Here is a 15,194-nt window from a genome sequence, read left to right as displayed (position 1 = left end):
ATGACTGCCGAGCAATCTGGAATCCGGTACCAAGCCGTTCGTGCGCCCCGCAGTCACGGCGAAGTACTTGTCCAGCCAAGTCCGCTCAATGCCCAGCGACTTATCGCCGAAAATCGATCGAGGTTGGCCTCGGCAGGTGATCGCCCGTTCGGCTACGGTGGCGTTGAGCTAGATGTGCTTCGTCGAGAGGCGCGGTTGGATATCTTGCGTATCGCGCGCGAACATACGTCGGCTTATCGCGATGTTCCCGAGCATCCCACGGACGACGGTCCGCTGATCATGACCGGGCATCAACCGGCACTCTACCATCCGGGAGTCTGGTTCAAGAACTTTCTGGCAGACCGAATCGCTTCTCAGGTTCAAGGCATTGCGATTAATGTCATCATCGATAACGACGTCGCGCCAGCGCCATCTATCTCGGCGCTAAGTGGTACGCCAGGCGAACCTCGTCCGACGCGAATTGCCTACGACCAACCGGGGCCACGGGTTGCCTGGGAAATGACGTATCCGCAGTCAATGGAAACGCTACGCTCGTTTGCGAAACGTGCCGAAGCAACGATTGAGCCCTTTGTTGCCAATTCTTTGGTCTCACAGTTCTGGCCGCGAGTCGTTCAAGAGGTAGAAGCCGGCAAACCGTTAGGCCTGGCCTTTTCAGTGGCTCGAAACTGCTTGGAAGAATCCCTTGGCCTTCAAGTGCTGGATGTTCCGCTGAGTAGGTTATGTCAGACCCAATGGTTTTGCCGCATTCTGGGCTTCATTTTGGTGAATGCGACCTCCTACAGAGGAATTTACAACCAATGTGTGCAAGATTATCGCGACGTCCATAAAATTCGCAGCACATCCCATCCAGTGCCTGATTTGGGCGTCGACGAAGCTTGGGTGGAAGTCCCCTTCTGGGTATGGACGAAAAAGAACGCAAGTCGGCGCGGGCTATGGGTTTCGAGTTCGGCCGGACAACTCATGCTCACCGATCAAGCAGGCTGGCAAATCGAACTGTCCAACGACGAAGACTTGCCGGCTCGCCTTGAGGAGCTCGCTTCCCAGGGTGTCTACATTCGTCCGCGGGCCTTGATGACGACTACCATCTTGCGGTTGGTGGCGTCCGATCTGTTCATCCATGGCATTGGCGGCGCGAAATACGATCAGGTAACCGATGAAATCAACCGTCACCTGATCGGTTTGGATCCGCCTGAGTATGTGACGGCCACCGCGACGGCCCAGTTGCCGATCGATTCGATTGGGGTGAGCAAGAGCGATCTTCAAGAGATCGAAAGTCGTCTGCGTGATGCCGAGTTCAATCCGGATCGCGCGATCGCGGGTGACATAGAAAACAACGCCCAGTGGCAGTCACTGTTGAAACAAAAGTCGAGTTTGCTTGCCAATGTTCCAAATTTTCCTGAAAAACGTTTGTGGCATCGACAACTCGCAGAAGTGAATTCCAAGTTGCGAAATCAAATCGCGGAACCTGTTGCGCGCCTTCGAATTGAGCGCGCGAAGACGGTTCATATGTTGCATCAGAAACAGTTGTCGGCGTCGCGAGAATACTCGTTTTTACTCTTTCCCCAAGAGGGATTACGAAATTTGCTACTGGACCTTGCTGAGAAAGAGATTTAATCTAAAGAGAGAGTTCACTTCGCAAAGGGATTTGTCTTTATTGAACGGAGTCGGATTGAATGCGTCGCGTCGTCTCATCGACCTATTCGCCCCTGATTCAGCCGCCCGAATCTTCCTCTCATGCGAGTCTCTCTCGCAGAGATGCGGCTCAGTTTGGCCTTACAACCAGTCAGGAAGGCGAACAGTTCGCCATCTTGCAATTGATGAAACATTGCCTTTTCGCCTACGACGAAAACGAGTTTCATTCTCAGCAGGAACGCCCCGATTACGATACGCGTGAACGACTCACGTTCCGACTCGGCAATCAGATTATTGGCCATATTCGCTGTGTTCCGCAGCAGGTGTGGCTGCAAGGTACCTTGGTGCCGTACCTTCGTGCGAGTGAATTCGTTTTGGCGCCAGAGCACGTTGATCTGAAGAATGTCGCTGCTTTCTTTGGATGCCTCGATGCAACGTTTGATCGCTACCCCGGCGCGTTCATGACGCATCGAACCAGCGCAGCGATGGCGCAGCGATTGGCTCGATTTGGTTGGGTGCCGATGTCGAGCAACTTCCGTAGCAAGGCGGCCACCGAGCCCTATTTAGCATCGGTTCGCGGTGCATCGATCGAGAAACCACCGTTGTTACCATCTCGAAGTGAATCGGGCCTCTGGATTCGATTGATGCGTCAGGTCGAAGCGGAAGCGTTGGTCTCGCTCTACGAAAATTCATTTAAAGCAAATCAAATCGGTTCGCCTCGCTCGTCTGCGATGTGGGATTGGCTGCTACGTCGCAAGGCCTTTGATGCACTTTATGTGGCCATACGCGGAGGAAACAAGCTGGCGTTGGATGATGCCATCGATCGAATTGCAGGCTACGCCGTCGTAAAAGACAACAAAATCTTGGAGGTGGTTACCCAGCCCAACGAGAAAGAGGTGGAGCATCCTTTGATCAATCGAATTTGCAGCGACCTATACGAAGCTGACCATCTTGAGTTTTACCTCGAATCGCCGGCATCCGATCCGGTGCATGACCTGCTGAAAGACATTCCGGCTGCGAATCGTACGCCGCCTGGGGAAGAGATTCTTGTTCGAATGCCCAATCCCATTCAGCAATTGGCCGAGTTGGCCGCCACGCTTCACCAGCGTGCCAAGTTGCGAGGTCTTGAGCTTCCGCTGGACTTGGGGCTGCTGATCGATGGGGATAAGTTCTGCATTCACTTAGGCAAGCGAAAAGGAACCCTCAGCGATGGAAAACTAGGGCGCAGCTATCTGGAATTAACCCATGCCCAACTCGTGCGGATGGTGCTTGGTGACTTGCCGATCGAACAGGTGCTTCAGCAAGGTCAAATGATCGCGTCGACCCAAATAGCCGCTAATGCGGCAGTGCAGCTGTTTGACTACGATCCGCCCTGGTTCCCAGCGATCGATGTCTTGCCGATGCGCTAAGCGGCGTGATACTGACAGGGGGCTCGATAAATTCCTCCGTCAGCGGGGACATGGCAAACGCACAAGGATTGAGTATCATAAACCGCTCGGTTTTTTGGTCGGTCCACCTTCCCTGTGCGGACCTCCTAAGTTTTCCACTACAACTCGTAGATCATTAGTCTGCGTCTGCTGTTTCCATGAAGATCGCCATCGCTTCGGACCACGCTGGGTATCACTACAAGACCATCATCATCGAGCATCTCCAATCGCTCGGGCACGAGGTGGTCGATTTTGGGACGGACTCGGCCGAGTCATGTGACTACCCCGACTTTATCATTCCCGCGGCGAAAGCCGTTTCGGCGGGGCAGTGCGAGCGTGGAATCGTACTGGGTGGCTCCGGAAATGGAGAAGCAATCGCCGCAAATCGAATCCACGGCATTCGTTGCGCTCTGACATGGAATGTCGAAACGGCAAAGCTTGGTCGTCAACATAACCAAGCGAACATGATTTCCATCGGCGAAAGAATGACCGCCGAAGGAGATGTGCTGAAGATCGTCGACGCCTGGCTGGCAACCGAATTCGAGGGTGGTCGTCACCAGCGTCGTATCGAGAAGATCGATACGCTTTCGCAGAACTAGTTTTCTGCCAACGACTTTGGGCGATTACGCACCCACGCGAATATGCCCCAATATTTGACCTTCACTGACGATATCGTCTTCTTCGGTGTGTTGCTCACAAAGAACACCTGAGGCAGGAGAAACGACATCGAAGGTCACCTCTCCGGCAAGCACTTCAACCACGCGATCTCCTTCGCGTACGAACGAACCGCGAGGCACGAGCCACAAACTGGTACGAACCAGGATATCGGTTAATCCAAGTTCCGGCAAAATCAGCGGTTGTAAGTCTTCGCGTAGCATTGATTTCCGATTTCTACAGTCTGTCAGGTTCAGAAACTTAAGAACCTTCGGGCACTCTCAATCGTCCTTGTTGATGCCCACTCCTTAGCTCAGGCGAGGGTGGGAGAGTAATAACGGGGAAGCGGTATCGATTCAAGATCGAATCAATTGCTGGCAAAGCGGAAACCAAGCAATTGCCTGGCTATCTTTTGGCCTGTTTCCAGCGACCACTGGCGAAAGATGGCATAAAAAAATAGTTTCTGATAAATAAATGGTGGCAATCGCAGAATTAGATTACGTTACCAAAACACCATGGGATCCTAGGACAGGGGATTTGGCTGATAGGGGGCGCTATGGCCAATAGTATCAAGTCAACGGCACTCGTTTGTGCTGTTCTGATCGCATTTGGGGTGATCTACGAATCGTCGCTACGTAAAATCGCCGACGGCGGAAAAGAATGGCTCAGGCGTCATTCAAGCGTTTTCTGCGAGCCCGGTTACCGGCTCCATTCCGAGCACTGCTGGCATTGCGACAACGGCGAAACCTATTTTGTCTATATCTTTGAGACACCCCCAGTGCATCGCGGCCTGAGTCCTGGCGTCCAGATCCTACTCGAAGACTCTCATCACGAGCAGTTGGATCGCTTCAACGTCAATTCCGAGCACAAATTGCTAAACACGGCGCTTCTGCAATCGGTGACGCCCAACCGGTTAGAACTGGTGTTTCGTGTCGATAAGCCTACACCGGATCTCTACTGCTACTACTGGAAAGTAGAAGGCCGGCGACTGATCCGGGCAGACTTCATCGGATTTGGGCGCAATTCTTAGCTTCTTAGCAAGCTTCAAAACGCTGCATTGCCTGACGAAATTCGGCAGATTCTCGACCGATAAATTCTTCGTGCGCAAATTGCTTGTCGTCTCTGAAACTCAGCCCTACGTCTTAAGCAGTACGTCAGCGCATGTAGACGGTGTTTTTGGGCCCGTGTTTGCTTTGTCGACCAAGTGCCAGCCACTTTTCTGCAGGAACCCAACGCAAGATAGCAGGGGCAATCACGAACAGAGAGCGCACGATGAGAAACTTCAAAAACCTAAAGCGAGTTACACGACAAAAGCGAATCAGCGGCGAGCAGTTTGAGCAGCGTCAACTATTGGCGAGCGATCTTTCGGTTGTTATCGACTCGGCATTGGACGAAGTAAGGACGAAGTAAGGACGAAGTAAGGACGAAGTAAGGACGAAGTAAGGACGAAGTAAGGACGAAGTAAGGACGAAGTAAGGACGATCGACGGTACTGGAAATAATCTAATCGATCCTACGCTCGGAAGTGCCGAGACAGAGTTCATACGTATAGTTGAGGCTGACTACGCCGATGGAATTTCCGAGGCGTCCGGAGAAGATCGCCCAAGTGCCCGGGAGGTAAGCAACAACATTGTTGCCCAGTCGACTTCAGAGACGAACGATCGTTTTCTGACCGACTTTGTTTGGCAATGGGGGCAATTTCTGGATCATGATCTCACCTTGACCGGTGAAGTCGAGCCCGAAGAATCGTTGTCAATCGACGTGCCCACCGGAGATATTTATTTTGATCCGACCGGTACCGGAACGGCGAGTATTGCTTTCAGCCGCAGCGATTATGACCCAACCACCGGCACCTCAGTAGATAATCCTCGCGAACAGATCAACTCGATCACGGCATTCATCGACGGTTCGATGATTTACGGTTCCGACGATTCTTTAGCGGCTGCGCTGCGAACGTTTGAAGGAGGGCAGCTCAAGACAAGCGAAGGAGACTTGCTGCCAACCGAAGGAGATGTCTATGAGGGGGCGGAAGACTCCATCTTCTTCGTAGCCGGGGATGTCCGAGCTAACGAACAAGTCGGTTTGACTGCAATGCACACGCTCTTTCTGCGCGAGCATAATCGCTTGGCTGACGAAATCGCAGCTGCAAACCCTGGTCTGACGGATGAAGAAATTTATCAACAGGCCCGGGCGATTGTCATCGCGGAGATTCAAGCGATCACCTTCAATGAATTTCTGCCGGCGCTGCTTGGTTCTAATACGATTCCTGCTTACGAAGGCTATGATCCGACGATCGACCCCAGTATTGCCAATGAATTTGCCACCGCAGCCTATCGGTTTGGGCATACCATGTTGTCTGGCGAGATACTACGACTTAATGACGATGGAACCGTAGCCGACGAAGGATCGCTTTCACTCCGAGAGATGTTCTTCAATCCGCAAGAGATTGTCGACAACGGAATCGATTCGCTACTGCTGGGACTCGCATCTCAGCAAGCCCAGGAAATCGATAACATGTTGGTCGACGACGTCCGTAACTTTCTGTTCGGCTCTCCAGGGGCAGGCGGATTCGATTTGGCTTCGCTCAATATTCAGCGAGGCCGTGATCACGGTTTGGCAGACTATAACACCACCCGCGTTGCATACGGATTAGATCTGGTTAGCTCATTCGACGAAATTTCGTCCGACTCGGAAGTGGTTGCTGCCCTAGCGGCAACCTATGACTCCGTCGACGATATCGACTTATGGGTCGGTGGGCTGGCAGAAGATCATGCGACGGGCGCCAGCATGGGGGAACTCTTCCAGACCGTCTTGGTCGACCAGTTCACACGCTTGCGCGACGGAGACCGATTCTGGTATCAGAACGTATTCACGGGACGCCAGTTGGAGGCAATTGAGCAGACTTCGCTTAGCGATATCATTGCTCGAAACACCGACATCACGACGCTCCAGGAGAACGTCTTTTTTGATGCCTCGGTGTGGATTCATGATGCTGCAGAGAACCCATCGGAAGTGACCTGGATCACCGGCACCGGGGACGAAGTCACGATTCAAGAGACCAATCGAAAAGAGACTGCCAGCGAGACCAAACTTGGCACCGACGTCGGCCAGGTTCAAGTCCTTGGCGAGGATCTGCAGCGTGACGTATTCGTCCTCGACTTGAGTCAGCTTGAGTCGACGATGGAGGGAGGTTTCGTTGTTCAAGGACAAGAAGGTAGTGGAGATGTCTTGGTCTTGGCCATGGGGGCAGGTACCGACTCGATTGTAATCGGCGAAGATTCAATCCAGTGGAACGATCAATTGATTGCCTATAGCGGCATCGAACGTATCGTGATCTTTTCTGATGATCCCAATGACTCGGTGGAAGTAGAGGCTGGTGTCGATGTCCGTGTCGATACATTGACCGAAGAAGCTCCGACAACGAGTCGAGAACTGCTTGAAGAACTCGATCGTCGTGATCAGGGACGCGACCGAAACGATGGACCGCGACGTGGTGAAGAGCCTGGACGCCGCGATGAGGATCGTCGTCGACGCGAGGAAGACTCGCGGCGGAGAGAAGACAACTTCCGCCGTGCCGTCGATCGTATCGTGGCCGATTTCAGGTAGACAAGTGGCCATCCATTATGTTGCGACACGGCAACATGTTGCCGTGCCGCAACATCTTCTACGAGCTGCCAAGGGTCGATTAGAAACAATTGAAGCGTTGTAAGTTGTTGCTGTATAGTGGTTTGTGGATGCCTTCGTGTGCGGGGTAGCGAAGGCTGGCACTCGCTTTGCAAATTCATGTTTCGTTCGACTTATCGGATCAGGCTCGCACATTGGCGAGCTTGTGAAAACAGCCATCCATAGTCTCGCCGAGAACGTCTCCTCTATGCACGCCCGCGAACATGTCCAACTTGCCGCCTATCTCGCTGTCCATGCTCCTGCGTACCTGCGAGGCAACGTGACTTACAGCCCAACGGCATTGGAGCACTATTGGATTTCTTCTAAGTGTCGTCTCGATCGCTGGGGTATTCGTCTTAAGACGCATGCGCAGCTTCTGGAGTCTGGCACGGCGATGGATTTTCCGCGTTTTTGGAATGCGGCACGTCCGGTGATCGAAGAGATCTTGGTCAGCGACATTCTCACGCGAGTGTGGATCTCGGTATGCGTTGCCCATGACAGAATTCAGCGAGAAAGTATCGCCGAGCCTGTGGCGCGGAGTGTGTTTTTAGGGCACATGGAAGCCAGGAACCGGGCACTGAACCTGCTTTTGCATGGACGCGGACTGGAATCGACCATGATGGTTCCTTTGAATCGACTCCGGCGGCGCACCGAACGTTGGACGGATATGCTGCTGGGATACATTGCCGCCGATACGGACGTGAACAGTTTTGGTTACGATCAGGAACGTGTCCGCGAGTTTGGTAACGACATTCGTGGCGAACGTGGTACGACCAATAAGAACGCTTCTTGGACTATGTTGCTCGAAACCGCGCTGGAAGCTTTTGGTAGTCAATTGATGAGCGAACCGGCCAATGCAGATTTGAATCGTGATATCGCGAATTCGGTCATGGCTAGTTTTGGCGATGAACTACTCCAGCAAAACACGTTAGTCAATCCGATGTGGGAATCACGCATCATTCACTTAGCAGATGACGCTCAGCAGTTGGTCGAGCAATTACTTTCGCCGGAAACGCCGATCATCGAACGACAAAGAAGAGAGACGCTGCGTATATCGTTTCCCGCTTGATCGACTTAAGTTCTAGGCGATTGAAACGGATTGTCTGTGACTTCCGCTAAGACAATTTCTTCTTCGCGATCGTGCGCGATATCGGTGCACTGTTTCAAACGCTCGAACAGGGCCGATTGTTTCTCCGGGTCGGGTAACGCTGTTTTAGGAATTGCCAGATAGATATAAGGCATGGTGTCGTAGATCACGATGGCTTCCCAATCATCGGTTACCTGATCCAATATGCTCCAGCGGCTAAAGCCGACCCCTTCTTCGGTAAGCGTGGCGATTCCCTCTTCGTAAAACCAGGCTTCATCGGGCCGAGTTACATCCTGCTGCACCAACAGTTCTTTCAGGAATTGAACGTGACTATGCCACTGTAGCCCGAAAACCAAGAGAAACGTCGACGTCATTATCAGTAGCAAATAGTAGAAAACGTCGGTGTTGATTCCCACTTGATAGCGAAGCACGATCAGGAGCAGGGTCAAAATGATCGGCAAAATAAGTTGCTTGATAAGCCCCCAGATTGTGGGCACCATGTTCTTTCCATCCGCATTGATTCCCAGGGTGATCAAACGCGCGTATAGCTCGGGATTGGGGTCCCATTTCAGGTGCTCAATCAAGCGAAATTGATCGAGTTGCATGTCGCTACGAAATGCTTCCCAGTCAATCAGCGGGGACTGGGTTTCGATGCCTTGGGTTCTGAGTGACTGCGCTTTGGTCGCGAATGCTTCTGCCTGTTCGGGCGTCGAAAAGTAACGCTTGGGAATAACATACGCTCGCATCTTTTGGATGTAGATCACGACATGTTCCGGCATGTTCTGCACACGAGGAACCTTGTTCCAGCTTCGCCGCGACCCGCCACGCTCGGCCGTCAATTCCAGGTAGTCATCCCAGAGTCGCAACGTTTGCGGACCAGGGATGACCTTGGCAGTCTTGCCGATGCTCGCCCAGGCACGCCAGTAGAGAATCGATAACAGCAGCGCACAAACGACGACCACTCCCAGCAGGCAAGCCAGAAGAAACCACTCGCTCAAGATCACGAAGAGCACCGCGAGCGGCCAAACGGCCAGCAGAACTTTGAGCGTGTGCCGGTAATCTCTCAGACGATCTGCCCAAGGCAATCCATGTAAAATAGCGGCGATATCATCCGGCTTATTTTCGTAGGTAACTTCCATGAGCATCATGGTAAAGAATGTTGAAGTCGCGTCATTGGTTGATTAACTTTCGCCCCTCGTAATGTGTTTTGCTATTGTGTCGGTCTGGTCATGATCAGGCGTATCCGGCGTTTGTAGGTGGCTAGTCTTCTAAGCCAAGCTTGACCGGCACCGAGATCTTCTCGCCCTGACGTAGGACACTCAAGACAATCTGTTCCTCTGGCTTTTTGTTCTCGATCACCGAGAGCAGGTCATCAGCGGACTGAACTTGCTGTCCATCGATCCCCACGATGGTATCGGCTTCGCTGCGATCGAGGCGAGTCTGCTCGTACACAAACGGACCACGCTGGACCTGTTCGCGCACCAGTCGAAAACCGCGAATCCCGGCCTGGTCGGCCGGACCACCAGGGGCTACTGTCGCAACGGTGAGTCCCTGTTCTGTTTGATAAACACGTGTGATCCCAATGTCGGGGCGAATGACGCGGCCGTTCTTTACCAATTGGGGCACAACGCGCTCAATGGCCGCGACCGGAATTGCGAAACCGACGCCTGTGTTTTCGCCAGTACTCGATGCAATCGCCGTATTCATGCCGATCAGGCGACCGCTGCTATCGAACAAGGGACCGCCTGAGTTTCCGCGATTCAAAGCCGCATCGATTTGAATGATCGACTTCATGGTTCGTCCGCTGCGCGACGGCAGGACGCGGTTCAAGCTCGAGATGATGCCAATAGTCATCGTTCTCTCTAAGCCAAATGGATTGCCAATCGCGTAAACCTTTTGGCCGACCTTCAAACGAGTCGAATCGCCAAACTGAACTGGGTGAAGCGCATCGTTCGGCGCGTCGATCTTTAACACCGCGATATCGTTGACCGGGTCTTGGCCGACCAGTACCGCAGCGTAGCTATCGCCATCGAAAAGCGTAACCCGGATCTCACGGGCCCCTTCAATCACGTGATAGTTCGTCAAGACGAGCCCTTGCTTATCGAGCACGCTTCCGCTTCCCGATCCTTCGGCTGGACGCTCCATCAGAAAATAGTTGTCCATCTGGACACTTCGCGTGGTGATATGGACGACGGCACGGTTGCCCTGCTCGTACACATAGACATTGCGTTGTTCTTCCGGAGTCAGCTCTAACTGCTTGGCGTTCCATTGAGGTTCAAATTGCTGAGCAGCGGTGACAGCTGGGTCTTGGGCGCAGATCGAAGTCGAGAACAGGCAGGCGACAACCAGTAAGGTAGCGAGAAATACGCGAAGTGTGGGCATCGATCGTACTCCTGAGGCGAAGGGTGACTCTCCAGGGGGCTAAATTAGCTTACGAAAACATTCGCACATGTCGATGTACGACTAAGGTGGGAATTGGTTCAACAGCAAAGCTTGGGCTTACTTAATGCGTTCTTTTAGTCGCTGCTGGGTCAATAGCATCAATGTGCGATGCGAGCCGAGTCGCGCGATGTCGCTGTCGCTGTCCGAAGGAACAAGCTGCTCGTATTCTCCGTCGGGTTTCATGACCCAGGCCTGGCGACGATCTCTCATCAGCACGTCTAGAATTTCCCACAGTCGCTCTTTGTGTCCCCGCAATTCGATCGGCGTGACGGCTTCGACGCGATTGCTGAGGTTACGCTGCATCCAGTCGGCCGAGCCGATATAGTATTCGCCATCGAGGGGGTCGTCCGATCCGTTGGCGAAAAAGAAGATGCGGGAATGCTCTAGGAATCGTCCAATGATACTGCGGATGGTTACATTTTCCGTCAGGCCAGGCACGCCAGCACGCAGGCAAGAGAAGCCGCGCACCAAGCATTCAACTTGAACACCGGCCTGGGATGCGGCGACAATGCCTTGGCACATCTCTGGGTCTTCCAACTGGTTGACCTTGATGATGATCATCGCGGGCTTGCCTGCTTTTTTGTTCTCGATCTCGCGGCGTGTCTTTTCCAGGAACTGCTCGCGCATGTTGGTTGGCGCTACCAGCAACTTTTGGAAACTGGGTTCGCGAGAACGCCCCGTCAGGGCATGGAATAAATTCACCACGTCGGTTGTCAGCATCGGATCGCAAGTGAACAGCCCCAGGTCGGTATAGAGCCGCGCCGTTTTTACGTGGTAATTTCCGGTACCGATATGAGCATAGCAACGGATACCGTCCGATTCCTGACGAACCACCAAGGCAATTTTCGTGTGCGTTTTTAGACCAAGAACACCGTAAACAACATGGGCACCGATCTTTTCGAGCTCCTTCGCCCAGTGCAAATTTCGCTCTTCATCGAAGCGGGCCTTGAGTTCGATCAAGCAGGCAACTTGCTTGCCGGTCTCGGCAGCACGGATCAGGCTACGCACAAACGGCGTGTCGTCACCGACCCGGTAGACGGTCATCTTGATCGCGATCACTTTGGGATCGTTCGCTGCGGCACGAATGAACTGCTCGACACTGGCATCGAAGCTTTCATACGGATGATGCACGAGGAAGTCACCGGCCTTGATGGCCGAGAAGATATCCGCTTCTTCACCAGCCAGGTCGGCCGGAACGATCGGGTTCCATGGTTCATCACGAAGTTCTTTGATGTCGAGCGATGCCAACGGCCACATGCCGGCATAGTCCAACTCGCCCGGTACTTCGTAGACGTCATCTTCCGAGAGATCGAATTGGTGCATCAACAGCGAGCGAACCCACGGGTTAGGGTTTTCCGAAAGCTCTAGACGCACGACCGGCTCGAACTTTCGTTGACGAAGTTCTTCCGCGACGATCGTGCGGATGCTTTCGGATTCGTCGTCGTCTTCAATTTCGACCTCCGAGTTTCGCGTAAGGCGGAACAGCGTCGAGTCGATAATCGTCATGCCGGGGAACAGCTTCTCGGCGTTGTAATGAATGAGATCGGCCAGACGAATGTATGACCGCGCGTCATCCATCTCTGAATCGAGTTGTATCCATTGTGGCAGAATGTTGGGAACCTTGACCCGGGCAAACAAATTCTCTTCCGAATCTGGCACACGCAGAACAAAGCCGAGCGATGTCGATAGGTTCGACATGTATGGGAATGGGTGCCCAGGATCGAGCGCCAACGGCGTCAGTGCCGGGTAGACGTTGCGATTGAAAAAGAGGTGTGCTTTCTCGCGTTGGGAATCGCTGAGTTGGTCCCAATCCAGAAGATGGATGTTGTGCTCGGCCAGAAGCGGTTTGAGCTCATTGCGGAAGCATTGGGCACGCTTCTTCTGCATAGGAATAATGACCTGACGCATCTCTTGCAGGCGTTGCTGCACCGGGACTGGACCAATGACTTTGTTCTTAAGACGTTCGGCCTGGCTACGGGTACGCAGCAAGCCGATCCGCTTCATAAAGAATTCGTCCAGATTCGACGTAAAGATAGCCAGGAATTTGATACGCTCTAAGGCCGGATTACGCTCATCGAGTGCCTCGTGCAGGACGCGGCTATTGAATTGAAGCCAGCCTAGATCACGGTCAGAATACGCGTCTCGCCACGAGGCATCGGTTAGATCGGTTTCCGGTGAAGCGGTCTTCAGGGTCTGGTCGATCAAGCGTGCCGTTATTTCCTGCGTCATCAGTCCGTCGAGCCTTTTTATGCGGAAAACTTTGCTTGGGTCAAATCCGGGGCCGAATGTCGCATTCTAGCGGAAAAGCACCCCGACTGGGGCCCCCAGATGAAGGTTTCGACTTGAATTAACGGTGAAGATTGACCTTGGGATTGGTCGATGAAAATATTACAACGACCCGACCAAGAGGTTTCTTTGAGTTCTAGCATGGACCAGCTGGCATGGCGATAGATACGAAGATCTGGACTGGACCTGGCCGACCGGCCGTCTTCCTGGACCGCGACGGCACGATCAATGAAGAGGTAAAATACCTTGGTTCGCCCCACCAACTGCGGATCATTCCCGGGGCTGCCGAAGCGATTGCCCGCTTGAATCAGGTAGGCATTCCGGTGATCGTCGTCACCAATCAGTCTGGCATCGCGCGCGGCTACTACAGCGAAGACGATGTTCAGGACGTGCACAACTATATGGACAAGTTGTTGGCCGATCAGGGAGCTTCCGTCACTTCGTACTACTATTGCCCTCATCATCCGGATGCGATTGTGAGAAAGTACGCGGTCGATTGCGAATGCCGCAAGCCCCGCATCGGGATGCTTAGTGCTGCGGCTGCTCAGGAGAACGTTTCCCTCAGTCAGGCTTACGTCGTCGGAGACAAGCGATCCGACCTGCGTGCCGCAGTCAACTCCGGAGCACGCGGCATCCTGGTACGGACCGGCTACGGAAAGAAGACCGAAGAAGAGCTGCTTCGCGAAGCGGAAGCGACCGGTGCGGCCCTGGTCACCAACATCGTGGACGACTTAGCTGCGGCAGTTGAACAAATTTTGTCCGCCCTCGATCAAACCAAACCGCAAAGTTTGAAGGCACCTAAGTTCGCGTCTACTTATCGCCATCATCGACCGGAGATAGGTCGACATTACCCTCACTAACAGGCTCGGCCTGACCAGCTTGAGCGGGCGGAGGAATCTCGGCCCCGATTGGCCCAAGTTCTTCCGATGCTTCAGTAATCATTTCAACCAACACCGGATCGATCGGTGTTGGTTCTTTTGACTCTGCTGCAGGCTCTGTCGGCTTGGCCTGGGGGGCTTTCGCCGGCTCCTCGGTCATTTCGGGTTCGGTGGTCGGCTGCATCGGCTTGGCTGAAGGTTTCTTCTTCGGTTCAACGGAAGGCTCTTTGGGCTCGGCTTTCGGCTCTGCCGCACCAGCCGGTTTGCTTACCGGCATCTCCGCGTTGACTCTTCGTCCCTCTGGTTTGGGGTTCGGCTTCGCTGCTGGTTTCTTCTCGGGTGTCGATTGCTTCGACGCATTGACCTGCTCGTTGAACGCTGCGGCCAATGGGCTCTCGTTGGGGTTGTCTACCGGTTGGTTTCTCGAAACCTGATTATCCGCATCCGAGGCATCGTCGACCGGGGCTCCTTCCGTCGGAATCGACTCGACCGGGACGTCTGAATCGGAAGGGGGCACGGTAGGCGAATTACCTTCCGCGGCGAGCGTTTTCATCTCCTTCGTTCTCAGTTCGTCAGGGATCAGAAAATAAACTTGGGTAGGAAGCTTCGGGACGATCTTAAAAACGTCCTGGTGACCGAACCACATGATCGCCACCACAGCGATTGCCAAGCCGGCGGCACCACCCACGATGATCTTGGCGAACTCGAGGATCGGGTTGGGTTCCGACTTCTTCGGCTTGCGGCTAGGTCGTGACGAATCGATCTTCGCCATTGGCGGACCACTTGCGAGGGGACCCGAATCTCTGATCTGAAAATCAGTTGTCGGTTCGTTCGACGCGCCAACCAAGTTGTATTCGCTCGTATCCGCGAGACCTGCCGGGGCCGCAATGTTGACTTCGGAGCCGGGCCCGGAAACGATCTCGGCTTCCGGTGGCAAGCTAGAAAAGATTTCGCTCAAAGGAAATTCTTCGGTGCAACGTGGGCAGCGAATAACGGACGTCTCCTTGGCAAACGCAGGGATGCGAATGGAGTCGTGACAACGAGGGCAGGAACTCGACAGCATGCGGGGCTCCGAAACGTGGCGATATCGATTGGTCGCGCGGAAGGGGAAGTTGGACAAGAGCTC

At 53.6% G+C, this 15,194-nt stretch carries 13 protein-coding genes; 8 read left to right on the top strand and 5 right to left on the bottom strand.

Annotation, left to right across the window (positions count from 1 at the left end):
• The 3 genes from HOV93_RS08235 (at position 1) to rpiB (ending at position 3,658) form a co-directional block, all read left to right on the top strand.
• Positions 1-1,614 (top strand): hypothetical protein, encoded by a 1,614-nt coding sequence (locus HOV93_RS08235; RefSeq protein WP_207396006.1) that lies wholly within the window; start codon positions 1-3, stop codon positions 1,612-1,614.
• A gap of 59 nt (positions 1,615-1,673) precedes the next feature.
• A complete protein-coding gene (locus HOV93_RS08230) occupies positions 1,674-3,041 on the top strand; it encodes a hypothetical protein (RefSeq protein ID WP_207396005.1) in 1,368 nt (455 codons plus the stop codon).
• A gap of 176 nt (positions 3,042-3,217) precedes the next feature.
• The gene (gene rpiB, locus HOV93_RS08225) at positions 3,218-3,658 is read left to right on the top strand and encodes a ribose 5-phosphate isomerase B (RefSeq protein WP_207396004.1); all 441 of its coding nucleotides are present in this window, start codon (positions 3,218-3,220) and stop codon (positions 3,656-3,658) included.
• A 24-nt stretch (positions 3,659-3,682) separates the two neighbouring features.
• On the opposite strand, the gene HOV93_RS08220 is transcribed toward rpiB, so the two are convergent.
• Positions 3,683-3,937 carry a biotin/lipoyl-containing protein gene (locus HOV93_RS08220; RefSeq protein ID WP_207396003.1) on the bottom strand — a complete coding sequence of 85 codons (255 nt, stop codon included), beginning with the start codon at positions 3,935-3,937 and terminating at the stop codon, positions 3,683-3,685.
• Positions 3,938-4,269: 332 nt separating this feature from the next.
• On the opposite strand from HOV93_RS08220, the gene HOV93_RS08215 reads away from it, so the two are divergent.
• The 4 genes from HOV93_RS08215 to HOV93_RS08200 all read left to right on the top strand — a co-directional run bounded on the left by HOV93_RS08215 (position 4,270) and on the right by HOV93_RS08200 (position 8,444).
• A complete protein-coding gene (locus tag HOV93_RS08215) occupies positions 4,270-4,743 on the top strand; it encodes a hypothetical protein (protein WP_207396002.1) in 474 nt (157 codons plus the stop codon).
• A gap of 242 nt (positions 4,744-4,985) precedes the next feature.
• Entirely contained in the window at positions 4,986-5,123 is a 138-nt protein-coding gene (locus HOV93_RS08210; RefSeq protein WP_207396001.1) for a hypothetical protein, read from the top strand.
• A 71-nt stretch (positions 5,124-5,194) separates the two neighbouring features.
• On the top strand, positions 5,195-7,318 hold the full coding sequence (locus HOV93_RS08205; RefSeq protein ID WP_207396275.1) for a peroxidase family protein: 2,124 nt from the start codon (positions 5,195-5,197) through the stop codon (positions 7,316-7,318).
• A gap of 265 nt (positions 7,319-7,583) precedes the next feature.
• Positions 7,584-8,444, top strand: coding sequence for a hypothetical protein (locus tag HOV93_RS08200; protein ID WP_207396000.1), 861 nt, complete (start codon positions 7,584-7,586; stop codon positions 8,442-8,444).
• A gap of 5 nt (positions 8,445-8,449) precedes the next feature.
• On the opposite strand, the gene HOV93_RS08195 is transcribed toward HOV93_RS08200, so the two are convergent.
• The 3 genes from HOV93_RS08195 to ppk1 form a co-directional block, all read right to left on the bottom strand.
• The gene (locus HOV93_RS08195; protein ID WP_207395999.1) at positions 8,450-9,610 is read right to left on the bottom strand and encodes a YcxB family protein; all 1,161 of its coding nucleotides are present in this window, start codon (positions 9,608-9,610) and stop codon (positions 8,450-8,452) included.
• Positions 9,611-9,722: 112 nt separating this feature from the next.
• Positions 9,723-10,844 (bottom strand): S1C family serine protease, encoded by a 1,122-nt coding sequence (locus tag HOV93_RS08190; RefSeq protein WP_207395998.1) that lies wholly within the window; start codon positions 10,842-10,844, stop codon positions 9,723-9,725.
• A gap of 117 nt (positions 10,845-10,961) precedes the next feature.
• Complete coding sequence (ppk1, locus tag HOV93_RS08185; RefSeq protein ID WP_207395997.1) at positions 10,962-13,133, bottom strand: polyphosphate kinase 1; 2,172 nt, start codon at positions 13,131-13,133, stop codon at positions 10,962-10,964.
• 212 nt (positions 13,134-13,345) lie between these two features.
• Between ppk1 and gmhB the strand changes: the two genes are divergently transcribed.
• A complete protein-coding gene (gmhB, locus tag HOV93_RS08180) occupies positions 13,346-14,050 on the top strand; it encodes a D-glycero-beta-D-manno-heptose 1,7-bisphosphate 7-phosphatase (RefSeq protein WP_207395996.1) in 705 nt (234 codons plus the stop codon).
• Here gmhB and HOV93_RS08175 read toward each other — a convergent pair.
• Positions 14,001-15,131: a hypothetical protein gene (locus tag HOV93_RS08175; RefSeq protein WP_207395995.1), complete on the bottom strand. Its 1,131-nt coding sequence runs from the start codon at positions 15,129-15,131 to the stop codon at positions 14,001-14,003. The two genes, gmhB and HOV93_RS08175, sit on opposite strands and share 50 nt — an antisense overlap.
• Positions 15,132-15,194: the final 63 nt, after the last annotated feature.

Source organism: Bremerella alba (genome assembly GCF_013618625.1).
GTDB classification, from domain to species: domain Bacteria; phylum Planctomycetota; class Planctomycetia; order Pirellulales; family Pirellulaceae; genus Bremerella; species Bremerella alba.
This window is presented reverse-complemented; position numbering and strand designations above follow the sequence as displayed.